The sequence below is a fragment of the Sphingopyxis jiangsuensis genome (assembly GCF_016734905.1).
In the GTDB taxonomy this organism is placed as follows: Bacteria; Pseudomonadota; Alphaproteobacteria; order Sphingomonadales; family Sphingomonadaceae; genus Sphingopyxis; species Sphingopyxis jiangsuensis.
Window position 1 is genome coordinate 552,129 of record NZ_JAERPO010000001.1, and the last position, 23,059, is coordinate 575,187.

Sequence of the window (23,059 nt, forward strand, 5' to 3'; positions counted from 1 at the left end):
GTGTGACGCTTCCAGCGCCTCCCGCCTTCGCGCGGGCAACGCAAAGAAGGCTAGGCCAGCGCAAAGTCGAGCCCGATGTCGGCTGCGGGCGCCGACTGGGTGAGCCGTCCGACCGACACATAGGTCACGCCCGCGGCGCCGATCGCGCCGATGGTGTCGAGCGTCACCCCGCCCGACGCCTCGGTCGGGACGCGGCCGCCGACCAGCGCGACGCATTCGCGAAGCTGCGCTGGCGTCATATTGTCGAGCAGCAGGTGCGTCGCGCCTGCCGTCAGCGCCGGTTCGACCTGGTCGATGCGGTCGACCTCGACGATGATATCGTCGATTTTCGCGGCGACAGCGCGGCGCACCGCTTCTTCGACCGACCCCGCGACCGCGACATGATTGTCCTTGATCATCGCCGCGTCCCACAGCCCCATGCGATGGTTCGTCGCGCCGCCCGTCCGCGTCGCATATTTTTCGAGGACGCGAAGCCCGGGGATCGTCTTGCGCGTGTCGAGCAGCGTCGCGCCCGTGCCCGCGAGCGCGTCGACATAGGCGCGCGTCATCGTCGCGATTCCCGAAAGGTGCTGGACCGTGTTGAGCGCCGAGCGCTCGGCGGTGAGCATCGCGCGCGCCTTGCCCGACAGGCGCATCAGGTCGGTGCCCGCGGCGACGGCGGCGCCCTCTTCGGCCAGGATTTCGATCTCGATGGCAGGATCGAGCGCGCGAAAGAAGGCTTCGGCGACGGGCAGCCCCGCGACGATGATCGCATCGCGGCTGTCCATCACCCCCTCGAAGCGCGCGTCGGCGGGAATCACCGCCATCGACGTAATATCGCCCCCGCTCCCCAGGTCCTCGGCCAAAGTGGCGCGAACGAAGGCGTGGAGGTCGAAACCCGGAAGCGTGAATGCGGTCATGGCCCCCGCGATAAAGGCTGGCCGCCGCAAATCAACTTGACGTTTACGTAAACCAGCGCTGTCATGCACGCCACGCGGCACTTTCGCCAACATCGGAGAAGCCCATGCAATCCCCCATCTGCGCGATGCTCGACATCGAATTCCCCCTCCTCGCCTTCTCGCACTGCCGCGACGTCGTCGTCGCCGTGTCGAAAGCCGGCGGCATGGGCGTGTTCGGCGCCGCCGCGCTGCCGCCCGAGCGGCTCGAGGAAGAACTGGCGTGGATCGACGCCCATATCGGCGGCAAACCCTATGGCGTCGACCTGATCGTGCCGAACAGCTTTGCCGGCAAGGGCGAGGCGGGCGGCAGGGCGCGCCCCGAGATCCCCGCGACCCACCGCGATTTCGCCGCCGGTCTGCTCGCGCGTTTCGATGTCGATGCTGTGGGAACGGACGATGCGACGGCGGCGCGACAAGCGCTCGGCGATAATATGACCGACGAAGGCGCGGCGGCATTGCTCGAAGTCGCCTTCCGCCACCCGATCAAGCTCATCGCCAACGCGCTCGGCGTTCCGCCGCCACTGATGCTCGACCTCGGCAAGCGGCACGGTGTCCCTGTCGCCGCGCTTGTCGGCACGCGCGACCACGCGCTCGCGCAGGTCCGCGCGGGAGTCGACATCCTCGTCGTGGCGGGCGGCGAAGCGGGCGGCCATTGCGGCGAGGTCGCGACGATGGTGCTCGTCCCCGAAGTCGCGGAAGCGGTCGAGGCGGTCGGCGCATCGACGCCGATCCTGGCCGCAGGCGGAATCGTCACGGGACGCCAGATGGCGGCGGCGATGGCGATGGGAGCGCACGGCGCCTGGTGCGGATCGGTCTGGCTGACGACCGCAGAGGCCGAAACCAACCCGGTCGTGAAGGAAAAGATGCTCGCCGCCTCGTCGCGCGACACGATCCGCTCGAAAAGCCGCACCGGCAAACCATCGCGCCAGCTCCGCTCGCCTTGGACCGATGCCTGGGAGGCAGAGGATGCGCCGAAGCCGCTCCCAATGCCACTCCAGTCGCTCGTCAGCGAACCGGCACTGCGCAAGGTCGACAAGCTGGCGGAGGGCGGCCACGAGGGCGCGAAGCAACTCGCCACCTATTGGGTCGGTCAGGGCGTCGGCCTGATGAACGAACCGATGAGCGCGGGACAGGTCGTCCAGGCATTCAAGGAAGACTGGATCGCCGCCTGCGAGCGGCTGAACGGGTTTGTGGGCGGATAGTGCGTCGTCCCCGCGAAAGCGGGGGCCGCTGGCGATTTGAGCGGCTGATGGCGGCCCCCGCCTTCGCGGGGGCGACGCCTGATTACGATACAGTCGCCTTGACGATCTTGCCGGGCTCGCGCGGCGGCTCGCCCTTGGGCAGCGCGTCGACATTGTCCATGCCTTCGATCACTTCGCCCCAGACGGTGTACTGGTTATCGAGAAAGCGCGCGTCCTCGAAGCAGATGAAGAACTGGCTGTTCGCGCTGTTCGGGTTCTGCGCGCGTGCCATCGAGCAGACGCCGCGGACGTGCGGCTCGCTGTTGAATTCGGCGGGCAGGTCGGGAAGCTTGCTGCCGCCCATGCCGGTGCCCGTCGGGTCGCCGCCCTGCGCCATGAAACCGGGGATCACGCGGTGAAAAACCACGCCGTCGTAAAATCCCTCGCTCGCCAGCTGCGTGATGCGCTCGACATGCTTGGGCGCGAGGTCGGGGCGCAGCTTGATGACGACGTCGCCGGTCGAAAGCGAAAGCGTAAGAGTCGGGTCGGACATTGTAGTCTCCTGCATTTTGGGAATTTGCGGGTGCCATAGCGGCGGACGCCGCCGATGCCACCCTTAAATTGCCCACTCGGACAGCGCAGCGTTGCCAATCGAGGGGCGGACGACTAGGGAAAATCGTCGACGCCGCAGAGAGATGGGAGGACCGCGCGATGGACGAACGCGAAGATTCCCGCCCCCTCGAAGATGTCGCGCTCGACGAGCGCGACCGCGATGCGCCCCCTGCCGAAGCGACGGGCGAACTCGACGAAGATGATCGGTTGAAGCCGGAGTTCGTGCGGGACGTCATCGACTTGGCCGAAAGCGGCGAGGCGGAGGCAGCGCGCGAACGCGTCGGACGCCTGCACCCTGCCGACATCGCCGACCTGTTCGAACTGGCGCGCAGCGACGAGCGACCGATGCTCGCCGGCGTCCTTGGCGACATGCTCTCGGCCGAAGTGCTCGCCGAGATGAACGATTATGTCCGCGAGGAACTGATCGACCTTCTCGCGCCCGAACAGGTCGCCGAACTCGCCTCCGAACTCGATACCGACGATGCCGTCGCGATCATCGAGGATATGGAAGCCGACGAGCAGCAGGCAGTGCTGCGCGCGATGGAGCCCGAGGATCGCGCCGCGATCGAGGACGCGCTTTCTTTTCCCGAGGAGACCGCGGGACGCCTGATGCAGCGCGAATTCGTCGCGGTGCCCGAGCATGTCACGGTCGGCGACGTCATCGACCGCCTGCGCGAAGACGGCGACCTCACCACCGATTTCTGGGAAATATTCGTCGTCGATCCGCTCGTCCGCCCGGTCGGCACCTGCCAGCTGAGCTGGATACTCCGCACACCGCGCGACATCGCGATCAGCGACGTGATGCGCCGCGAACAGACGCTGATCCCCGTCGACATGGACCAGGAAGAGGTCGCGCTGCGCTTTCAGAAATATGCGCTGATTTCTGCGGCGGTCGTCGACAAGGCGGGGCGGCTGGTCGGGATGATCACCGTCGACGATATCGTCCACATCATCCAGGAAGAGGCGGGTGAGGATATTTTGCGCCTGTCGGGCGCGGGCGACGGCGACATCAACGAGCCGATACGCGAGACCTATGGCGCGCGCGTCCGCTGGCTGGTGGCAAATCTCGGCACCGCGCTCGTCGCTTCGTCGATCGTCGGCTTTTTCGGCGGCGCGATCGAACAGATGGTCGCGCTCGCCGCTTTGATGCCGATCGTCGCCGGCGTCGGGGGCAACGCCGGAACGCAGACGCTCGCCGTCACCGTGCGCGCGCTCGCAATGAACCAACTCACTGATTCGAACAGTTGGCGCGCGGTATTCCGCGAGATGAAGATTGCGCTGCTCAATGGCAGCACGATCGCTGCGATCGCCGGAACCGCGACCGCGTTGTGGTTCGGAAACCCGGCCCTTGGCGGGGTTATCGCGGCGGCAATGATCGTGAATATCTTTGTCGCGGGCGTGTCGGGGGTAGCGATCCCGTTACTGCTCGACCGGCTCGACCAGGACCCCGCTGTCGCCAGCTCGATCTTTGTCACGATGACGACCGATTCGATGGGTTTTCTGGCCTTTTTGGGACTTGCCGTCGCGAGCGGCCTGACCAGTTTATGAACTCTAATCCACTGTATTCAGGACGCTAGTTGCAGGGAGGGGAAAAAAGTGCATCGCGGCCATTTTTTTCGGGAACTTTTCGCGCGCGCTGTTCGTTTCCCGTCCGAGCAGCGATCATCGCCCCCCCGCAGCGCTGCTCAGCAACATTGGCCCGGCTCGCATTCCCTCCCCCCCCTCGAAGCGTGCCGGGCCATTTTGCGTCAAGAATAGATGAGGTGATTTATGTCGAGTTTCCGTGTCATCCTTCTCACCCTGCTAGCCGGTCTTCTGGTCACGGGCTGCAACACCGTGAAGGGCGTCGGCCGCGACATCGAATCGGTTGGCGAGGCAGGCGACCGCGCGCTCTGACGCGCTACCCCTCCAGATTTTGGGGACGGCCGGATTTATTCGGCGGTTTGTTCGGGCGCCGTTTCGGCGCCCGCCTTGCGTCGGCGCTGGGTAAACCAGATCGCGAATAGCGACAGCTCGTAAAGCAGCACCAGCGGTATCGCGAGGAGCAGCTGGCTCAATATATCGGGCGGGGTAAAGATGGCGGCGATCACAAAGGCCGCGACGATCATATAGCGGCGCGCCGACACAAGCTGTTCGCGCGTAACCAGCCCCGACCGTTCGATAAGCATCAGCAGGATCGGGAGCAGGAAGGCGATGCCGAACGCCATGATGAACTGCATCGTGAAGCTGAGGTAATTGCCGACCGACGGCAACGCTTCCTGCGTTACTCCGCCCACCTCACCCTGATAGCCGAGCAGGAATTTGAGCGCGATCGGGATGGTGATGAAATAGGCGAAGCTAGCGCCCAATGCGAAAAGAAGCGGCGTCGCGAGCAGGAAGGGCAGAAGCGCGCGCTTTTCCTTGCGATAAAGCCCGGGCGCCACGAATTTCCACAATTGGTTGGCGATCACCGGAAAGGCGATCATCAACGCCGCGAACAGCGCGACCTTGATCTCGACGAAAAACGCCTCGAACAGCTGCGTATAGATCAATCGCCCCTGCCCCGCCGCAACGAGCGGCTGGACGAGCACACCGAAAATCGGTTTCGCAAAATAGAGGCAGACGCCGAACGCTACAGCGATGGCGGCCAGCGACTTGAGCAATCTCGAGCGCAGTTCGATAAGATGATCGAGCAACGGCATCTTGCCGCCCGCACCGTCGGTATCCCCGGTCGACATCGGCGTCTCGGCGGTCATGGCAGCGGTCCGTCGCGCGGCGGAACCTCGTGCGTTTCCGGTTTGCTCGCCGCCGCTTCGTCGGCCGCGATCTCCGGATCGACGGGAGAATCGGCTGGCGGCGTCGACGTTGCAGGGATCATCGGCGGCGCATCGACACCGTCAACGCGCGGAAATTCGCGCATGATCGCCTCATTCTGTTCACGCCACTGCTTTTCGAGCTCTTCAAGCTCGGCCTCGCGCATCATCGTGTCGAGGCCCGAGCGGAAGTGCCGCGCCATTCCGCGCGCCTTGCCCATCCATTTGCCGACGAAGCGCATGGCCTTGGGCAAGTCCTTGGGGCCGATGGCCACAAGGGCCACCACCACCACGAGCAACAACTCGGTGGGCGCGATATCGAACATGGATCAGGACATTCCCGCCGCGCGATTGGGATCAGCGGTTTTCGGTTTCCGCACTCGGGGTCGGCGTCGCGTCGGGCGCGCGCTGCCCCTCGATATGCTTGGGGGCCGAAGGCGGCGTATCGTCTTCCGACATGCCTTTCTTGAAGCTTTTTATGCCCTTGGCGACATCGCCCATCATATCGGAAAAGCGTCCCTTTCCGAACAGGAGCAGGATGATGATCCCGACGACCAGCCAATGCCAGATGCTGAAGCTACCCATTTACATTCTCCTCGAGCGCTTCATCTAGGCTTCCTCACCGTCTTTTACTAGGTCCAGTTCGCCGATTGCCTCCTCGAAAGCGAGGTCGACCGGGTCGAGCAGCCCGGCGGCGCGCAAATCCTCGATCCCAGGCAGGTCCTTGCGACTTTCGAGCCCGAAATGGCGCAAAAAAGCGTCGGTAGTCTTGTAGATGAGCGGCCTCCCGGGGACCTCGCGACGCCCGGCAGGCGCGATCCATTCGGCCTCCATCAACACATCGAGCGTGCCCTTCGACGTTTGCACCCCCCGGATCGCCTCGATCTCGGCGCGGCTGACCGGCTCGTGATAGGCGATGATGGCAAGAACCTCCGACGCCGCGCGCGACAGTTTGCGCGGATCGTCGCGCTCGCGGCGGAGCAGATGCGCCAGATCGGCGGGCGTCTGGAAATGCCAGTGGCCGCCGCGCTCGACCAGTTCGATCCCACTTCCGTCGTGACGCGCCGCGATCCGCTGAACGATCGCCCGGATCTCTCCCGGCGTCTTTTCGTCGCCGAGGCGGGCGGCGAGCTGGCGCGCGTCGAGCGGCGTGTCGCTGGCGAACAGCATCGCTTCGATTGCGCGTTCGAGATCGTCGATCATTGGCTCGTCGCTTTCAGGTAAAGGGGTTCGAAGGCACCATCCTGCCGCAAGTCGACGCGTCCCTGCCGCGCCAGTTCGAGCGCAGCGACAAAACTCGACGCCATCGCCGAGCGGCGAAGCGGGCCGTCGTAATCGGTCGGAAGGAAGTCGGAGAGCAGCGCCCAGTCGAGCTTTACGCCAATCAACCGTTCCAGGTGATGGAGCGCCGCGTCGAGCGTGACGACCGGGCGCCGCGAGACCATATGGATCGCGGGTTCTGTGCGGATTTTGACCTGTCCGTATGCCGAGAGAAGATCGTAAAGCGAGGCATCCCAGCGCCTCACCCTGACGTCATGCAGTCCTTCCGGCTGCGGACGGATGAAGACGTCGCGACCAATGCAGTCGCGCGCAAGCAAGCGCGCCGCCGCCTCGCGCATCGCGGCGAGCCGCTGGAGCCTCAATTGCAGACGAAGCGCCAGTTCGTCGGGCGACGGCTCCTCAAGTGGGTCCTTCGGCAGCAGCAGCGCCGATTTCAGATAGGCGAGCCACGCAGCCATCACCAGATAATCGGCCGCAAGTTCCAGCTTGGCGCGCATTTCCGAAATGAACGCCAGATATTGCTCGACAAGCTGGAGAATCGAAATCTGGCGAAGGTCGACCTTTTGGCTGCGCGCGAGGGTCAGCAGCAGGTCGAGCGGCCCCTCCCAGCTTTCGAGCGACAGTTGAAGCGCTTCGTCGCGCTCGGCCGTTGCGGGGATCGCCTCATATTCGAGGGGCAGATCCTCCACAGACGTCAGGCCATCGCCAGCAGCGCGTCGCGCTGGTCGACAAGTGCTGCGAATTGGCGGGGGTCGCGCGCGCCGGCAATCCGGTCCATCGCGCCCTGCAATCGCGCGAGCGCGACCGGGCGGATCGGGTCGAGCGCGTTTGCGATGCCGACCATATCGTCCATCTTCGCCCAGCAATTGAGCGCAATGTCGCATCCAGCCGCAACTGCGGCGGCGGCGCGCGAGGGCACGTCGCCCGACAAAGCCTTCATGTCGAGATCGTCGGTCATCAACAGCCCGTGAAAGCCGATGCGCTGGCGTATCACGCTGTCGATGATGATCGGCGACAGCGTCGCGGGGCGGTCGGGGTCCCAGGCGTCGAAAATCACATGGCAGGTCATCGCCATCGCCGCATCGCGAAGCGCGGCAAAGGGCGCGAGATCGGTCTGAAGCTCATGGTCCGATGCGGTGACGATCGACAGTTTCTCGTGCGAATCGAAAAGCGCACGGCCGTGACCGGGTATATGTTTGACGACGCCGACGACGCCGCCATCCTGCAAGCCGTTCAATATTGCCCGACCGAGCGCCGCCACGCGCATCGGCTCGCTGCCGAGCGCGCGGTCGCCGATGATGTCGCTCGCGCCCGGCTGACGCACATCGAGCAAAGGAAGGCAGTCGACGGTGATCCCGACCTCTGCAAGCATCGACGCGAGCGCCATCGCATTGAGCCGCGCCGCCTCGATCGCGCTCGCCGGGGCGCGGTCGTACAGCGCGTCGAACGCGGCACCACTCGGGAAATCGGGCCATTCGGGCGCTTTCATCCGCGCCACGCGGCCGCCCTCCTGATCGATCAGAATGGGCAGATTGTCGCGCCCGTCGAGCGCGCGAAGCTCGTCGGTCAGCCGCCGAAGCTGCTCGCGGTTCGCAATGTTGCGGCCGAACAAAATATAGCCGGCGGGGGAGCAATCGCGGAAAAACGCCCGCTCATCGTCGTTCAGGGTCAATCCTGAAAGGCCAAAGATAGCGGGAATCATCGTGCGTCAATCTCCATCGATCGCCGCACTCCTGCGCGCGGCGAGCAGATCAGCGAACATGGCACAAGCCGCGCGTAGCGCCAAATATTGTTGAGGCGGAATGAGGCGATTCAGCGAACGATGACGCAATTTTCGCCCGCGACACGCAACTTTCCGCACAGCGCCGCGGCATTTTGGGCTGAGCCGGCGCCGACGCGAAGCCGATAGACCGTGCCGTCGCCGACCTTGGCGGGCGCAATCGAACGGTTGAGGTCGGCCAGATAAGCGAAACGTTTCGATAGGGTCGACCATGCCTTGTTCGCGGCCCCTTCGCTGCTGAACGCCCCGAGCTGGACCATGGCGCCCGAAGCCGCGCCACTTTCCGATACTGCCGGTTCAGGTGCATCCTTCGTGGCGACTGGTTGCGCGGCGGGAGGTTTGGGTGCGTTGGCCGCCTTCGCCGCTGCCTCGCGTTCCTGAGGCGTCACGGCGGGCTCTTCGGGCATCCGGCTCGGATCGACGCGGCCCGCCGGCTCGGCACCTTCGCTCGCGGCAAAACTTGCATCGCCTTCGCCGTCAAAGCTTTTTGCGGCATCATCCACGGGCGCGACCTTGTAATCGCCTTTCTGCGCAAGGATCAGCTCGCCACTGCCGCGCTTTCCTCCGTTCTGGATCCACCACAAGCTTCCGAGAACCACGCCGATCAAGAGCAGGCCGCCGAGCACCATGATCAGCAAGCGCGCGGGCGAGACCTCGCCATCGTCCTCGACACTGTCCGCCGGCTCGAGCCACGGCAGGCGGTCCTCGTCGACCAGCCCCAGTCCGGTGCCATTTTCCTCCGCCATCAAAGCATCTCCTCGAGCGCTTCTACCCCCATCAGGTGGAGCCCGTTGCGGATTACCTGCCCGATTCCATCGGCCAGATAAAGGCGGGTTGCAGTCAGTTCGGCGTCATCGGCGATGATGATCCGCGCTTCCGGCCGGTCGTTGCCCATGTTCCACCAGGCGTGAAAGGCCGCGGCAACGTCGCCCAGATAGAATGCGATGCGGTGCGGCTCGCGCGCCGCAGCCGCCGATTCGACGATCCGCGGGAATTGCGCGAGCAGCTTGACGATCGCGAGTTCATTATCGTCAAGGCGCGCCGGATCGGGCACAGCTTTGGCAATGCCAGCGTCGGCAAGCTTGCGCTTGAGCGAGGCAATCCGCGCGTGCGCATATTGGACATAGAATACGGGATTGTCGCGCGATGCCTCAACCACCTTGGCGAAGTCGAAGTCCATGTGCGCGTCGGCCTTGCGCGTCAGCATGGTGAAACGCACGGCATCCTTGCCGACCTCGTCGACAATGTCGGCGAGCGTGACAAAATTGCCTGCGCGCTTCGACATTTTGAATGGCTCGCCGTTCTTGAGCAGCCGCACCATCTGCACAAGCTTGATATCGAACGGCTTTTCACCGCCCGTCAGCGCGGCCACCGCGGCCTTGATCCGCTTCACCGTGCCGGCATGATCGGCGCCCCAAATGTCGATCAGCTCGTCGGCATCCTGCGCCTTCTGGAAATGATAGGCGAGGTCGGCGCCGAAATAGGTCCAGCTCCCGTCCGATTTCTTGATTGGCCGGTCTTGGTCGTCACCGAAACGGGTCGAACGGAACAGCGGCAGTTCGACAGCTTCCCAGTCTTCGGGCGTTTCGCCCTTGGGGGCCTCGAGCATCCCGTCATAGACAAGATCTTGTTCGCGCAGCCATTTTTCGGCTTCGTCGGGCTTGCCCGCTGCTTGCAACTCGGCCTCCGACGAGAATATATCGTGGTGGATGCCCAGCTTGGCGAGGTCGGCGCGGATCATGTCGAGCATCGCGCTCACGGCCTCGGCACGGAACAGACCGAGCCACGCGCGTTCGGGTGCGCCGACGAAGCGGTCGCCATATTCTGTCGCAAGCCGCGCAGCGACCGGCTTCAGATAGTCGCCCGGATACAGCCCTTCGGGAATGGCGCCAATATCTTCTCCGAGCGCTTCGCGGTAGCGCATATGCACGGACCGGGCGAGAACATCGACCTGCGCTCCTGCGTCGTTGACATAATATTCACGGACGACCTTATGCCCGGCGAATTCGAGCAGCGCCGCCAGCGCATCGCCGACGACTGCGCCACGGCAATGCCCGACATGCATCGGACCGGTGGGATTTGCCGAAACATATTCGACATTAACGCAGCGGTCTTCACCCATTTTCGAGCGGCCATAATCGTCGCCATCGCCATGAATGGCAGCCAGTTCGGCGCGCCAGCTGTCGGCCGACACGCGGAGGTTGATAAAGCCGGGACCGGCGACGCTGGCCTCCTCGACCTCGGCAACGCTGACGAGCTCAGCCGCCAGCAATTCGGCCAGCGCGCGCGGGTTCATTCCGGCCGGTTTGCTCAGCACCATGGCGGCGTTCGTTGCAACATCGCCATGCGCGGGATCGCGCGGGGGTTCGACGCTGATCGCGCGGCGGTCGAGCCCCGCAGGGATCGCATCGCGCGCCGCAATGGCGTCGAGCGCCGAAGCGATATGGTCTGAAAAGCGGCGGAACAGGGTCACGGGTGATCCTATCTTCGGTCAAAAAGGCTGGCGCGGCCTAGCGCAGCTTGGAACATGCGAAAAGCCCTGCGTCGCCATAACGGCGCGCAGGGCCTGTATGGATGCGAACGCCATGCGGCGCCGCGAGATTATCGTCGGACGTTATATTCGAGCTGTTCCTGCGTCAGCTGAAAGCCGACAAGAAGTTCGAAACTCGCGCGCTGCACCGCGGCGCGAACCTCCGGAAGGCTCAGCGGGTCGATCGCGGCGTCCTGATCGCCAGCGCGGCGGCGGCGCGTGATGCGTTCCTGAATGTCGGCGGGCAGCGTGGCGGCGGCGCGATCGACAAAGGCCGACGCCTCGCCGCGTCCGGTCCCGCGCACCTGCCCTTCGGGGAAAGTGACCGTTACCTGCCCCAAACGCTTTGCGACGACCGCGGTGCCGCCCTGCACGACGGTTCCGAAATAAGGCAGGGTAACCGAACGTGCGGGGCCAGCATCACGGCGCGTCGCGACCACGTCGAAACTGGCAAGCTGATATACTTTCTCGCCCTGGTCGTTGCACTGCTGCGTCACATTGGTGATCGTCGCGACGATGTCGATGGCGCTCGCGTCGCGGCTGTTCGCCGGATCGAACAAGGTGATGTCGCCCGTGTGCATCGGCACAGCAACGGCGGGGCAAGCGCTCCGCGTCGCTGTGATGCCGACGCCGCCCGCCACTTCGATTTCATTGTCCCGCGCACACCCGGTGACGGTGACAACGGCTGCCGTGCCGAACAACAGGGTCAGAAACTTACGGGAGGCAATCGAAATGGACATCATGATAATCGGGCTTTCCAAACAGGCGCGAGCGCAGCGGGTCGGTCGAGACCGCTTCATGCGCGCCGCTTCTTATCGGGGGGATGAACGCGGCGCAACGGTGCGAAGCCGCTTTACCCGATATGCCGCGCTGCGCTAGAGCGCCTGCATCATGAACGCTCCCCTGTCCTCGATACATGCCGACCACAGCACGGCGGCCGAACTGAAGCTGTTGATTGCGGCGCCGCGCGGGTTTTGCGCGGGCGTCGACCGGGCGATCCGTATCGTCGAGCTTGCGATCGAGCGCTTCGGGGCGCCGGTCTATGTCCGGCACGAAATCGTCCACAACCGCTATGTCGTCGACACGCTGCGCGCCAAGGGCGCGATATTCGTCGAATCGCTCGATCAGGTGCCCGACGGCGTCCCGGTCGTTTTCAGCGCCCACGGCGTGCCCAAGGCCGTTCCTGCCAAGGCGGAGGCGCGCGGGCTGGAATATATCGACGCAACCTGCCCTCTGGTGTCCAAGGTCCACCGGCAGGCCGAGCGCGCGAACGAAGCCGGTCGACACATCATCTTCATCGGCCATGCCGGTCATCCCGAGGTTGTAGGGACGCTGGGTCAATTGCCCGAAGGCGCAATGACATTGGTGGAATCGGTCGACGACGTCGCCCGACTATCCCCGCAGAATCCCGACGCGCTCTCTTTCCTGACCCAGACGACGCTGTCGGTGGACGATACGCGCGATATCGTTGCCGCGCTGCAGCACCGGTTCCCGACGATCGCCGGACCACGCGGGGAAGATATCTGCTACGCCACGTCGAACCGGCAGGAGGCCGTGAAGGCCATCGCGGGCCTGTGCGATCGCATGATCGTGATCGGCGCTCCCAACAGCTCGAACAGCCTGCGCCTCGTCGAGGTGGCAGAGCGACTGGGCACTCCGGCGCATCTGGTGCAGCGAGGGACCGACATCGACCCCGCCTGGATTGCCGACATCGCGACGCTTGGCATCACGGCGGGCGCCAGTGCACCCGAAGAACTGGTACGCGAGATCATCGAGGCTGTCGCTGCGCTCCGCCCGCTCACCGAGGAAGTCGTCGTCACGGCGGAAGAAAATATGGTCTTCAAGCTGCCGCGCGGGCTCGAGCCGGCGGCTAACTGATGGCGGTCTATACCGACGTCGATCCCGACGACCTTGCCGCGCTCGTCGCCCGCTACGACATCGGGACGCTGTTGTCGTGCAAGGGAATCGCCGAGGGCGTCGAGAACAGCAATTTCCTGCTCGAAACCACTGGCGGGCGCTTCATCCTCACGCTCTACGAGAAGCGCGTCAGCGAGGGCGATCTGCCCTTTTTCGTCGACCTCCTCGCCCATCTTTCCGAAAAACATTGCCCGGTCCCGGCGATGATCCGCGATCGCGGCGGTGATGCGATTCAGCGCATTTCGGGGCGCGCCGCGTGCATCATTCAATTTTTGTCAGGCATATCGCTGACGCATCCCAGCCCGGCGCAATGCGCGTCGGCGGGCGCCGCGCTCGGCGCCATGCACCGCGCCGTGGCTGACTTTGGCGGCACGCGCGCCAACAGCATGGGCCGCGAGCATTGGCGTGAAGTCGCCTCCGCCACCGGCAATCTCGATGTCGTGATTCCGGGGTTGCAGGCCGTCGTCGACGCCGAACTCGACCTTCTCGACCGCGAATGGCCGAGCGACCTGCCAAAGCATGTCATCCATGCGGACCTCTTTCCCGACAATGTGCTCATGCTCGGCGACCGGGTGACCGGGCTGATCGACTTCTACTTCGCCGCCACCGACTTTCGCGCCTATGACGTCGCCGTCACCCATGCCTCCTGGACGTTTTCGGACGACGGCAGGAACTGCAACCTGGCGCGTGCCGGCGCCTTGATGCGAGGTTATGCAGAGGAAATTTGCCTGACTGACATGGAAGTCGCGGCACTGCCGCTGCTCGCGCGCGGCGCGGCGCTGCGCTTCCTGCTTACGCGTGCGCACGACTGGGTCCACACGCCCGCCGATGCCCTTGTTACCCGGAAAGACCCTGCCCCCTTCCTTGCACGCCTGCGCCGGTATCAGGCCGAAGACGCGGCCGAACTGTTCGTTGGTATATGACCACGGATAGCAAGCGAACGGTGATCGTTGCGACTGACGGGGCTTGCAAGGGCAATCCCGGTCCCGGTGGCTGGGGCGCGGTTCTGCGCTGGGGCGATGTCGTCAAGACGCTCTCCGGCGGCGAGGCCGACACGACGAACAACCGGATGGAATTGCTGGCGGCGATCGAGGCACTGGCAGCGCTCAAGCGCGGATGCCGCGTCGAATTGTCGACCGACAGCGTCTATGTCCGCGACGGCATCACCAAATGGGTGCATGGCTGGCAGCGCAACGGCTGGAAGACGGCTGCAAAGAAGCCCGTGGCCAATGCCGATCTGTGGCAGCGGCTGGTCGCCGAAGCCGCGCGCCACCAGATCGAATGGCTTTGGGTCAAGGGTCACGCCGGCCACGGCGACAATGAACTGGCCGACAAGCTGGCCAGCGACGCAGCGCTGGCGATAGCAGGGCGTCGCTAGCCGCGAAGCCTCATTCGGCTTCGCGAGTGTCCGATCCCGGTCCGTTTTTCTTGATCGATTCGATGGCGTTCACTGCCGAGGCCTTGCTCGAATAGCCCTCGGTCCAGAAGATGGTTTCGCTGTTATACTTGAAATAGGCAACGAACTCGCCGGCCTTGTTCTTCTTGATCTCGAAATAATGGGCCATGTCATTCTCCGCTGGTCATGTCGCGCGGACGGTGGCGCAACGCAGCCATCCTAGGCATCGCGTCCGGTCGCGCAACCCCGCCGCTTGCGGCTCAGCCAAACCGGGACGGCGAAAATGGCGAAGCATCGACGCAAGCAATCGGTCCGTCGGCAAGCGGCGCTCCCAATTGGGCCGCAAGAAGTGCACCAATTGCGGGCGAGGTCTGGATACCGAAGCCGCCCTGCCCCGCGCACCAGACGAAGCCCTCCTGATGCGGATCAGCGCCGAATACCGGAATACGGTCGGGCGCAAAGCTGCGCAGTCCCGCCCATTTGCGTTCGACTGCGGCAATGGGCCAGTCGACGACCGATTGCATCCGGTCGATGGCGACGGCGACATCGAGCTCCTCCGGTGCGGCATCGCACGGGTCGGTGGCGGTTTCGTCATGCGGGCTGAGCCACACCCGTCCCTCACCGACACCCTTGAAATAGAAATCGCCGCCGACGTGGATAATCAGGGGAAGGTCGGCCGGTGTCGCGACACCGAGCCGCAACTGCATCACGGTCCGGCGATAGGGCTGGATTCCGACGGGTTTCGCGCCGCATACTGCTGCCACCCGGTCGGCCCATGCCCCGGCCGCGTTGACGATGACGGCGGCCTCGAGTTTCTCGCCGCCGACGCTCGCCTCCCACCGGTCACCGAGCCAACGCGCCGACACAAGTTTCTTGCGCGGGGCCAGCAGCGCTCCGGCGCGTTTAGCGGCGCGCAAATAGGCCGCATGCAGCCCGCCGACGTCGATGTCGCTGCACGCGGGCTCGAAAGCCGCCTCGGTCCACTCGGGCCGGATACCCGCGACCCTGTCTGCTACTGCTGCACCGGTGAGGCGCATGACATCGACGCCCTGCTCGGCAAATTCAGCGACGAAAGCGTCAACCGCGGCGCACTCCTCGCGCTGCCCGATGGTCAGCGCAGCGCGGGGCGAGAGAAAGCCGTGCTCCGAAAAATCGGGCGGCGGTGCGTCGAGCAGAGCGAAGGAGGCGGCCGACAGGGGCTGGACGCGTACGCCGCCATAGCTCTCGTGCCAAAAAGCTGCCGAGCGTCCGGTCGCATGATAGCCCGGCGCGTCTTCGCGCTCGATCATCATCACGCGGCGATGGGGCGCGAGGGCCGCTGCCAGGCTTGCGCCGCCAATCCCGGCGCCGACGATCAGCACGTCGATGGACGAAGGAAGAGCGGACGTCATTGCCCGTCCGCATATCGACCAAGCGCGGAATTGCAAGCCGCGCGGCAGACATGGTTACTATTTGGTAAGCCATGCTGCGTAGGACAAAGCCGATGGAAAGCGGCATCCTCTCGATCGCACTAATGCTCGCGCTCGCGGCACTTATGATCGCGGCGGCAATAAGCGATGTCCGGTCGCGCACCATTTCCAACCGGCTGAACGCAGCAATCGCGCTCCTCGCCATTCCCTTCTGGGCCGTGTCGGGATTAGCGCTCTGGCCCGAAATTCCGATCCAGATCGGAGCCGCGCTTGCAGTCTTCGCAATTTTCGTCGGCCTCTTCGCTTTCGGCGCAATGGGCGGCGGCGACGTCAAGATGATCGGCGGCGTGATGCTCTGGATTCCCGTGAACCTGTTTCTCGAGGCGCTCACCGTGATGGCGGTCGGCGGCGGCATCTTGTCGGCCGTCATGCTCGTTCACAGCAAATTACGCCCGTCCGACAAGTCCGTAGAGGTTCCATACGGCGTTGCCATCGCTGCCGCAGGGCTTTGGGCGCTTCACCAACAATATCTTAACCACTTTCAGGCTATCGGTCTGTCCTGAGGGCAAGCACGGCCGTCTCTGGTGAGTGCAGGAGGGCGAAAAATCGTCATGGATACGCGAAAGATTATGCTGATCGTCGGCGCGCTGGTGATCGCCATCGGCGCCGCATTCGGGGTCAATCAGATGATGCGTGGAGCCTCTGCTCCGGCGGCCCGAGCGGCCGCAGCGCCGGAAATCAACGGACCGATGATCCTCGTCGCGACGCGGCAACTGCCCGTCGGCACGATCATCGGCCCCGATAGCTTCCGTTTCCAGCCCTGGCCCAAGGAACTGGTCGAAAAGGCCTACTTCCTGAAGGAAAAGACCGACGTGAACACGCTGGTCGGCACGGTGGTGCGCTATCCGATCACCGCGGGCCAGCCGCTCACGCAGGGTGCGCTCGTCCATCCCGACGATCGTGGCTTCCTTGCCGCAGCGCTCGGCGCCGGCATGCGCGCCGTCACTGTGAAGGTGTCGCAGGAACAGGGCGTCGCCGGCTTCGTCTTCCCGGGCGACCGCGTCGATGTCGTGCTTGCGCAGGAAATCGAGATCGAAGAGGGCGGCAATTACCCGGACAAGCAATTGTTCACCGCCGAGACCATCGTGCGCAACGTCCGCGTCCTCGCGACCGACCAGCGCTATGACGCCGAAGACGAAACGGGCAAGACTCCGGTCCGCACCTTTGGCTCGGTGACGCTCGAGGCTACCTCGGAAATCGCCGAGAAGATCGCGGTCGCGCAGAACATGGGCAAATTGTCCCTCGCACTGCGCCCGCTCGCCGAAAGCGCTGGCGAACTCGACGCGGCCATCGCCTCGGGTGAGATCAACGTGCCTGCCGGCGGTGGCACCACTGCCGAAAAGAAGATGCTGGCAGCCGCCGCTGCGCGCCCGACCTCGAACCGGGCATCAGCAACGACGGGTGGCGACGTGTCGCGCTTTTGGGTGCCCGTCCGCGGCCGTGTGACCCAGCGTCCGCAGCAGCCGCAGCAGCAATATGGGTCGCCGCAGTCCAATGGCGGCACCGCCGCAATTCCCAGCGGCCCGACCGTGCGGATCACGCGCGGTGACAAGGTGACCGAAGTTCCGGTTGGGGGTAAGTAAGATGAACAGCAAAGCCAATTTCAAAGCGGCGGCACTCGCGCGTACCCTGGCCGTTGGCCTGGTCGCCGCGACGCTGGTCGCCGCCCCAGCCGGCCCGGCTATCGCCCAGGCCACGCACAATGCGAGCAGCAGCATCGACCTGTCGGTCGGACGCGGCCGCCTGATCAGCCTCCCGGCTGCGATGAAGGATGTCTTCGTCGCGGATGACAAGGTGGCCGACGTCCAGGTCCGCTCGAACCGCCAGCTCTACATTTTCGGTAAGGCACCGGGCGAAACGAGCATCTATGCGACTGACGCGAGCGGCCGGGTCGTCTATTCGACCGTTGCACGCGTCGGCAACAACATCGAAACGATCGACCAGATGCTGTCGCTCGCGATGCCCGACGCCAATATCGCGTCGAACACGATGAACGGGCTGATCCTGCTCACCGGGACCGTCCAGTCGCCTGACGACGCCGCCGAGGCCGAACGTCTCGTTCAGGCTTTCGTCGGCGAAGACACCAAGGTTCTCTCGCGCCTCCGCACCGCGACGCCGCTGCAGGTCAACCTGCAGGTTCGCATTGCGGAGGTGAACCGGACGCTCGTCAAGGAAATCAGCGGCAATATCGTGACCCGCGACCGCGACGGCGTGCTGGGCAACGGTTTTCTCGGCAGCATTTCACGCGGCCGCACCGCCGGCGAAATCCTCTTCCCGGGCGAAGGCGATCCGCCGCTTCCCGCGGGCACGACGGGCTATCGGTTTAACCAGCCGGCCAACGTCAATTCGATCGGCGGCGCCGGACGCCTGTTTGGCATCGATCTGATTGCCTCGCTCGACCTTGGCGAGCGTTCGGGCATGGTCGTGACGCTCGCTCAGCCCAACTTAACGGCAATATCCGGCGAGACCGCCGACTTCCTTGCCGGCGGCGAGTTTCCCATCCCGATCCCGGGCAACTTCGCCGGGACGACGATCGAATACCGCAAATACGGCGTCAGCCTCGCTTACACGCCGACGGTCCTGTCGAACGGCCGGATCAGCCTGCGCGTGCGTCCCGAAGTGTCGGAACTGTCGACCGAAGGTGCCATCCGCATGGACGGGTTCGAAATCCCCGCCCTGACGATCCGCCGCGCCGAAACGACGGTCGAACTCGGGTCGGGCGAAAGCTTCATGATCGCCGGCCTGATGAACAACCGTTCGATCGGCGCCATCGACAAGATGCCCGGCCTTGGCGACGTGCCGATCCTCGGCATGTTGTTCAAATCGGACAGCTTCCGCCGCGGCGAAACCGAACTCGTCATCGTCGTGACGCCTTATCTGGTGCAGCCGGTATCGGCGAACGACATCAAGCTGCCGACCGACGCATTCCAGAACACCAACGATCTTTCGCGTCTTTTGATCGGACAGCAGAGCGACGGTGTGAGCGGTGGCGAGCGGCCCAAGCCGCGCCTTGAAACGTCAGCAGTCGATGCGGACCGGCCACGCGGCGGCGCGGGCGATGCCTCGCCCGGTTTCAACTTCAAGTGATGCGCTGGTTCTGAGGAGCAGGTTATGAAAAATATCGCAACTTTGACGGCTCTGGCACTGGCCACGTCGCTTGCAGGCTGTACCGGTGCCGGCAACAGCAACCGCAGTCTCGACTCGGTTCACCAGCCTGTCGTCCGCAACAGCATCTTCCAGTTCGACGTCGCCGCCGCCAATGGCGAGATGGCTCCGAGCGAACAGGGCCGCCTCGCCGGTTGGTTCGATGCGCTCGGTATCCGCTATGGCGATCGCATCGCTATCGACGACCCGTCGCTCTATGGCTCGCGCGGAGCCGAAGCGACGATCCGGTCGATGGTCGAACGTCGCGGCTTGCTGATGAGCAACGAGGTGCCGGTCACGACGGGTGCCGTTCCGGCAGGCCATGTCCGCGTCGTCGTGACCCGGGCGTCGGCACATGTTCCGGGCTGCCCCGACTGGTCGAGCAAATCGTCGCTCAACTATAACAACGCGACCTCGGCCAACTATGGCTGCGCGACCAACAGCAATCTTGCTGCGATGGTCGCGGACCCCAACGACCTGATCAAGGGCACGCGCAGCGAACGCAGCGATCCCGCCGCAGCAACACGCGCGATCAACACCTATCGGACGAAACCCCAGACCGGCGCCGGCGAACTGCAGGGCGAGTCGACCAGCAACGGAGGTGGCCAGTGAACGCTCCTTTCAAAGCAGCAGGATTGCGCGATCCGTTTAATGCCTTTGTCTGCGACGACGAGACGCTCGATCTGATCCGTGTCGCCGCGGGCGACATGGGTTGGCCGATTGAAAAGTGCAACAAGGGCGGCCTTCGTAACGCGGTCCAGTCGCTGTCGGTCTCCGCAAGCCCGAACATCCTGTTCGTCGACATGTCGGAGTCGGGCGACCCGATCAACGACATCAACGCGCTTGCCGAGGTCTGCGAGCCCGGAACGGTCGTGATCGCCGCCGGTCAGGTCAACGACGTACGCCTTTACCGCGACCTTCTCTCGAGCGGGATCCAGGACTATCTCCTGAAACCGCTTTCGCTCGACCAGGTCCGCGAATCGCTGACGACGGCCCAGGCGATCCTGTCGGCGCCAAAACATGCCGACATGCACGACGACAAGCCGCATCATATGATGGCAGTCGTCGGCGTGCGCGGCGGCGTGGGCGCTTCGATGGTATCGACGTCGCTCGCCTGGGCGATGAGCGAGCAGGCCGAGCGCCAGACGGCGCTCCTCGATCTCGACGTGCATTTCGGTACCGGCGCGCTAACGCTCGACCTCGAACCGGGCCGCGGGCTGATCGACGCAATCGACAATCCCAGCCGTATTGACGGCCTCTTCATCGAACGAGCAATGGTTCGTGCATCGGACAAGCTCAGCCTGCTGTCAGCCGAAGCGCCGATCCATCAGCCGGTGATGACCGACGGCTCTGCGTTCTTCCAACTCGAGGAAGAGTTGCGCAACGCCTTCGAAATGACGATCGTCGATATCCCGCGTCAGGTTCTCATTCCCTTCCCGCACCTGGTGTCGGAAGCGGGCACGATCCTGCTCGTCAGCGACGTGACGCTGGCATCGGCGCGCGACACGATCCGCCTGCTCTCGTGGTTCAAACAGAATGTTCCGGGCGCACGCATCGTTCTGGTTGCCAACAAATTCCAGAACGCCGTTGGCGAACTGTCGCGCAAGGAGTTTGAATCCTCCATCGAGCGCCAGGTCGACATCACCATTCCGTTCGATCCCAAGCTCGTCAGCCAGGCCGCGAAGCTCGGCAAATCCTACGCCGAAATCTGCAAGGGAACCAAGGCGAGCCAGGTCTGGACGAATCTGATGCGCCTGATCCTCGACGGTGCCGACAGCGAGGTCGAGGAAGCCCCGGCCGCCGCGAAAGGGAAATCGGGCAGCTCGCTTCTCGGCAAGCTCGGCGGCCTCGGCGGAATGATGACCAAAAAAGGCGCAAAGTAAGTTTGAGCGGTGCGCGCCACGCGCGCGCCGGCTGAACCCCGCACCGAAGTGGACGAAAGCCGACCATGAACCTTTCAGTGATCCTTATCATCGCCGCCGCCTTTCTGGCCTTTGTCGTGCTCGTCATCCTGCTTGGCGGCCCCTCGGTTGCGAAGGCAAAGACGCGTCGGCTCGCCACCGTCAAGGATCGCCACGCCGCGTCGACCGAAGCGGTGGTCGCGGCCCAGATGCGCAAAACGATTCAGACCGGCTCCGGCGACACCAATGCCATGCTGTCGAGCCTCGTACCCCGTCGCGAATTGATGGAACTGCGGATTCGCCGGACGGGAAAGCCGTGGACGCTTAGCCAATATACCTTCGCGACGATGGGAGGGTTCGTTGTCGCGGCAGGGCTGTTGCTGATGCTTCGCACTCCACTTCCGTTGGCCTTGCTCGTTGGCGTCTTCGTCGGCGTAGGGGGCCCCTATTGGTATCTCGGCAGGCTCATCGCGAAACGTGTTGCGGCGTTCAACACACGCTTTCCCGACGCCATCGATTTGTGCGTTCGCGGCCTGAAATCGGGTTTGCCCGTCACGGAAACATTCCAGGTTGTTAGCCAGGAGTTGCCGGGACCGGTGGGCGAAGAGTTCAAGGGCGTGGTCGAGCGCATCCGTATCGGCAACACCATGGAAGCCGCACTGCAAGAATCGGCCAATATGCTCGGCACGCCCGAGTTCCAGTTCTTTTGCATCACCATCGCGATTCAGCGGGAGACGGGCGGCAACCTCGCTGAAACGCTGGCCAACCTTTCCGACGTGCTGCGCAAGCGTGCGCAAATGAAACTGAAGATCAAGGCCATGTCGTCCGAAGCCAAGGCGTCCGCCTATATCGTCGGCGCGCTGCCCTTCTTCGTGTTTGGCATCGTCTGGATGATGAACCCCGACTATCTGGCAGGCTTCTTCTCTGAAGAACGGCTGATTGTGACTGGTCTTGGCGGACTCGTATGGATGAGCATCGGCGCCTTCATCATGAAAAAAATGATCAGTTTCGAAATCTGAAGGGCGCGCTGAAATGACCAACAACCTCATTCTTGCCGCCTTCACCGGAGCGCAGTCGGGCCCGACCGTAATGGGTGTTGATGTCGTGTGGGCCGCCACGATGCTTGCTGCCGTCGGCGTTTTTGCAGTGGCCATGGCCATCTATGGCGCCGTGACCGTTCGGAACCCGATGACCAAGCGCGTCAAGGCGCTCAACGAGCGGCGCGAACAACTGAAGGCCGGGATCACCGCCTCGACGACGAAACGCCGCGCGAAGCTTGTTCGCAAAAATCAGACCGCAGACCGCATGCGGACCTTCTTGGGCAAATTGCAGGTGCTTCAGGAAGAGCAGATCAAGGAAGTGCAGCAAAAGCTGGCACAGGCCGGCATCCGGTCGAAGGATCTGGCTGTTGCCGTGATCTTTGGTCGCCTTGTTCTGCCAATCGTGTTCGGCGGACTCGCCGCATTCCTCATTTATGGCCTCGAGATGTGGCCCGAGCTGTCGTCGATGAAGCGATCGGGCGCGACCATGGCTGCGCTCATTCTCGGCTACAAGGCGCCGGACCTCTTTGTCGACAACAAGCGGCAGAAGCGCACCGACGCCATCCGCAAGGGCCTGCCGGACGCGCTCGACCTGCTGGTCATCTGCGCCGAGGCCGGTTTGACCGTCGACGCCGCGTTCTCACGCGTCGCCAAAGAGCTTGGCCGCGCCTACCCCGAACTGGGCGAAGAATTTGCGCTCACGTCGATCGAACTCGGCTTCCTGACCGAGCGCCGGCAGGCGTTCGAGAATCTCGCTTATCGCGTCAATCTGGACTCGGTGAAGGGCGTCGTCACCACGATGATCCAAACCGAAAAATACGGCACGCCGCTCGCCAGCGCGCTGCGCGTCCTGTCGGCCGAGTTCCGCAACGAGCGCATGATGCGCGCCGAGGAAAAGGCTGCACGCCTGCCGGCAATTATGACGGTTCCGCTGATCCTCTTCATCCTGCCGTGCCTGTTCATCGTCATTCTCGGCCCGGCGGCCTGTTCGCTTAGCGACGCGATGTCGGGCGGCGCCTTTGGAGGCAGCGGCAATTAAATCAAAAGCTTTGCAGGAAACGGAAAAGGGGGCGGACCA

Annotated in this window: 26 protein-coding genes; 13 read left to right on the top strand and 13 right to left on the bottom strand. The window is 64.0% G+C overall.

What is annotated here, in order from left to right; translation table 11 throughout:
* Positions 1 to 50 precede the first annotated feature (50 nt).
* Complete coding sequence (nadC, locus tag JI743_RS02695) at positions 51 to 899, bottom strand: carboxylating nicotinate-nucleotide diphosphorylase (RefSeq protein WP_201925683.1); 849 nt, start codon at positions 897 to 899, stop codon at positions 51 to 53.
* Between the two features lie 104 nt (positions 900 to 1,003).
* On the opposite strand from nadC, the gene JI743_RS02700 reads away from it, so the two are divergent.
* Positions 1,004 to 2,140, top strand: a complete 1,137-nt coding sequence (locus JI743_RS02700; RefSeq protein WP_201925685.1) for an NAD(P)H-dependent flavin oxidoreductase — start codon at positions 1,004 to 1,006, stop codon at positions 2,138 to 2,140.
* 82 nt (positions 2,141 to 2,222) lie between these two features.
* On the opposite strand, the gene JI743_RS02705 is transcribed toward JI743_RS02700, so the two are convergent.
* On the bottom strand, positions 2,223 to 2,672 hold the full coding sequence (locus JI743_RS02705) for a peptidylprolyl isomerase (protein ID WP_201925686.1): 450 nt from the start codon (positions 2,670 to 2,672) through the stop codon (positions 2,223 to 2,225).
* 158 nt (positions 2,673 to 2,830) lie between these two features.
* Between JI743_RS02705 and mgtE the strand changes: the two genes are divergently transcribed.
* Together mgtE and JI743_RS02715 are read left to right on the top strand one after the other, a co-directional pair.
* A complete protein-coding gene (gene mgtE / locus JI743_RS02710; RefSeq protein WP_201925688.1) occupies positions 2,831 to 4,279 on the top strand; it encodes a magnesium transporter in 1,449 nt (482 codons plus the stop codon).
* Between the two features lie 222 nt (positions 4,280 to 4,501).
* Positions 4,502 to 4,627, top strand: coding sequence for an entericidin A/B family lipoprotein (locus JI743_RS02715; RefSeq protein WP_201925690.1), 126 nt, complete (start codon positions 4,502 to 4,504; stop codon positions 4,625 to 4,627).
* 35 nt (positions 4,628 to 4,662) lie between these two features.
* Here JI743_RS02715 and tatC read toward each other — a convergent pair whose 3' ends face one another.
* From tatC to JI743_RS02760, 9 genes are all read right to left on the bottom strand, one after another.
* Positions 4,663 to 5,466, bottom strand: a complete 804-nt coding sequence (tatC, locus tag JI743_RS02720) for a twin-arginine translocase subunit TatC (protein ID WP_201925693.1) — start codon at positions 5,464 to 5,466, stop codon at positions 4,663 to 4,665.
* Positions 5,463 to 5,849 (bottom strand): Sec-independent protein translocase protein TatB, encoded by a 387-nt coding sequence (gene tatB / locus JI743_RS15310; protein WP_201925695.1) that lies wholly within the window; start codon positions 5,847 to 5,849, stop codon positions 5,463 to 5,465. Before tatB ends, tatC begins: the two co-directional genes overlap by 4 nt.
* Before the next feature lie 31 nt (positions 5,850 to 5,880).
* Entirely contained in the window at positions 5,881 to 6,108 is a 228-nt protein-coding gene (locus JI743_RS02730; protein ID WP_201925697.1) for a twin-arginine translocase TatA/TatE family subunit, read from the bottom strand.
* Between the two features lie 24 nt (positions 6,109 to 6,132).
* On the bottom strand, positions 6,133 to 6,726 hold the full coding sequence (gene scpB / locus JI743_RS02735) for an SMC-Scp complex subunit ScpB (RefSeq protein ID WP_201925699.1): 594 nt from the start codon (positions 6,724 to 6,726) through the stop codon (positions 6,133 to 6,135).
* Positions 6,723 to 7,493: a segregation and condensation protein A gene (locus tag JI743_RS02740; RefSeq protein ID WP_201925702.1), complete on the bottom strand. Its 771-nt coding sequence runs from the start codon at positions 7,491 to 7,493 to the stop codon at positions 6,723 to 6,725. The genes scpB and JI743_RS02740 overlap by 4 nt, the downstream gene beginning before the upstream one ends.
* A gap of 5 nt (positions 7,494 to 7,498) precedes the next feature.
* Positions 7,499 to 8,506, bottom strand: a complete 1,008-nt coding sequence (gene nagZ, locus JI743_RS02745; protein ID WP_201925704.1) for a beta-N-acetylhexosaminidase — start codon at positions 8,504 to 8,506, stop codon at positions 7,499 to 7,501.
* Between the two features lie 110 nt (positions 8,507 to 8,616).
* Positions 8,617 to 9,330: an SPOR domain-containing protein gene (locus tag JI743_RS02750; protein WP_201925706.1), complete on the bottom strand. Its 714-nt coding sequence runs from the start codon at positions 9,328 to 9,330 to the stop codon at positions 8,617 to 8,619.
* A complete protein-coding gene (argS, locus tag JI743_RS02755; protein ID WP_201925708.1) occupies positions 9,330 to 11,057 on the bottom strand; it encodes an arginine--tRNA ligase in 1,728 nt (575 codons plus the stop codon). Before argS ends, JI743_RS02750 begins: the two co-directional genes overlap by 1 nt.
* A gap of 128 nt (positions 11,058 to 11,185) precedes the next feature.
* Positions 11,186 to 11,857 (bottom strand): hypothetical protein, encoded by a 672-nt coding sequence (locus tag JI743_RS02760; protein ID WP_201925710.1) that lies wholly within the window; start codon positions 11,855 to 11,857, stop codon positions 11,186 to 11,188.
* Positions 11,858 to 12,005: 148 nt separating this feature from the next.
* Between JI743_RS02760 and ispH the strand changes: the two genes are divergently transcribed.
* Genes ispH through rnhA form a run of 3 tightly spaced genes read left to right on the top strand, consistent with a single transcriptional unit; the run spans position 12,006 to position 14,409 of the window.
* Positions 12,006 to 12,992 (top strand): 4-hydroxy-3-methylbut-2-enyl diphosphate reductase, encoded by a 987-nt coding sequence (gene ispH / locus JI743_RS02765; protein ID WP_201925712.1) that lies wholly within the window; start codon positions 12,006 to 12,008, stop codon positions 12,990 to 12,992.
* Positions 12,992 to 13,954 (top strand): homoserine kinase, encoded by a 963-nt coding sequence (gene thrB, locus JI743_RS02770; RefSeq protein ID WP_201925715.1) that lies wholly within the window; start codon positions 12,992 to 12,994, stop codon positions 13,952 to 13,954. The genes ispH and thrB overlap by 1 nt, the downstream gene beginning before the upstream one ends.
* Positions 13,951 to 14,409, top strand: a complete 459-nt coding sequence (gene rnhA / locus JI743_RS02775; RefSeq protein ID WP_201925717.1) for a ribonuclease HI — start codon at positions 13,951 to 13,953, stop codon at positions 14,407 to 14,409. Before thrB ends, rnhA begins: the two co-directional genes overlap by 4 nt.
* Positions 14,410 to 14,419: 10 nt before the next feature.
* On the opposite strand, the gene JI743_RS02780 is transcribed toward rnhA, so the two are convergent.
* Together JI743_RS02780 and JI743_RS02785 are read right to left on the bottom strand one after the other, a co-directional pair.
* Positions 14,420 to 14,596 (bottom strand): YegP family protein, encoded by a 177-nt coding sequence (locus JI743_RS02780; protein WP_201925719.1) that lies wholly within the window; start codon positions 14,594 to 14,596, stop codon positions 14,420 to 14,422.
* Positions 14,597 to 14,687: 91 nt separating this feature from the next.
* On the bottom strand, positions 14,688 to 15,818 hold the full coding sequence (locus JI743_RS02785; protein WP_201925721.1) for an NAD(P)/FAD-dependent oxidoreductase: 1,131 nt from the start codon (positions 15,816 to 15,818) through the stop codon (positions 14,688 to 14,690).
* A 92-nt stretch (positions 15,819 to 15,910) separates the two neighbouring features.
* Here JI743_RS02785 and JI743_RS02790 point away from each other — a divergent pair, with 92 nt between their 5' ends.
* The 7 genes from JI743_RS02790 (at position 15,911) to JI743_RS02820 (ending at position 23,020) form a co-directional block, all read left to right on the top strand.
* Positions 15,911 to 16,399, top strand: a complete 489-nt coding sequence (locus tag JI743_RS02790) for an A24 family peptidase (protein WP_201925723.1) — start codon at positions 15,911 to 15,913, stop codon at positions 16,397 to 16,399.
* A 48-nt stretch (positions 16,400 to 16,447) separates the two neighbouring features.
* Positions 16,448 to 17,479, top strand: a complete 1,032-nt coding sequence (gene cpaB, locus JI743_RS02795; RefSeq protein WP_201925725.1) for a Flp pilus assembly protein CpaB — start codon at positions 16,448 to 16,450, stop codon at positions 17,477 to 17,479.
* A gap of 1 nt (position 17,480) precedes the next feature.
* Complete coding sequence (locus JI743_RS02800) at positions 17,481 to 18,983, top strand: type II and III secretion system protein family protein (RefSeq protein WP_201925728.1); 1,503 nt, start codon at positions 17,481 to 17,483, stop codon at positions 18,981 to 18,983.
* 24 nt (positions 18,984 to 19,007) lie between these two features.
* Positions 19,008 to 19,652: a CpaD family pilus assembly protein gene (locus JI743_RS02805; RefSeq protein ID WP_201925730.1), complete on the top strand. Its 645-nt coding sequence runs from the start codon at positions 19,008 to 19,010 to the stop codon at positions 19,650 to 19,652.
* On the top strand, positions 19,649 to 20,923 hold the full coding sequence (locus JI743_RS02810) for a pilus assembly protein CpaE (protein ID WP_201925732.1): 1,275 nt from the start codon (positions 19,649 to 19,651) through the stop codon (positions 20,921 to 20,923). Before JI743_RS02805 ends, JI743_RS02810 begins: the two co-directional genes overlap by 4 nt.
* A 65-nt stretch (positions 20,924 to 20,988) precedes the next feature.
* A complete protein-coding gene (locus tag JI743_RS02815) occupies positions 20,989 to 21,960 on the top strand; it encodes a type II secretion system F family protein (protein WP_201925734.1) in 972 nt (323 codons plus the stop codon).
* Between the two features lie 70 nt (positions 21,961 to 22,030).
* Positions 22,031 to 23,020: a type II secretion system F family protein gene (locus tag JI743_RS02820; RefSeq protein WP_390881103.1), complete on the top strand. Its 990-nt coding sequence runs from the start codon at positions 22,031 to 22,033 to the stop codon at positions 23,018 to 23,020.
* The last annotated feature ends 39 nt before the right edge of the window (positions 23,021 to 23,059 follow it).